At 40.4% G+C, this 203-nt stretch carries 1 protein-coding gene; it reads left to right on the forward strand.

The window, feature by feature from the left end:
• The coding region (locus tag FD23_RS09045; RefSeq protein ID WP_162252832.1) for a recombinase family protein at window positions 1-203 on the forward strand (203 nt) is incomplete at both ends.

Below are 203 nucleotides of genomic sequence, written 5' to 3' on the forward strand. Positions count from 1 at the left end.
AGCTGATCAACATGATCTGCAAGAAGCAGTGTGAGCGAGTCGTGGTAAATTACCAAGACAGGCTTGTCCGTTTTGGCTTTGAAATGATTGAGACAATCTGTCAGGCAAACGATGTAGAGCTGGTTGTCATCAATCAGACAGACAACGTTGATCCAAATTCAGAACTTGTAGAAGATGTTTTATCTATAATCACTGTTTTCTCA

The sequence above is a fragment of the Lactobacillus delbrueckii subsp. delbrueckii DSM 20074 = JCM 1012 genome, from assembly GCF_001433875.1.
Lineage (GTDB): Bacteria > Bacillota > Bacilli > Lactobacillales > Lactobacillaceae > Lactobacillus > Lactobacillus delbrueckii.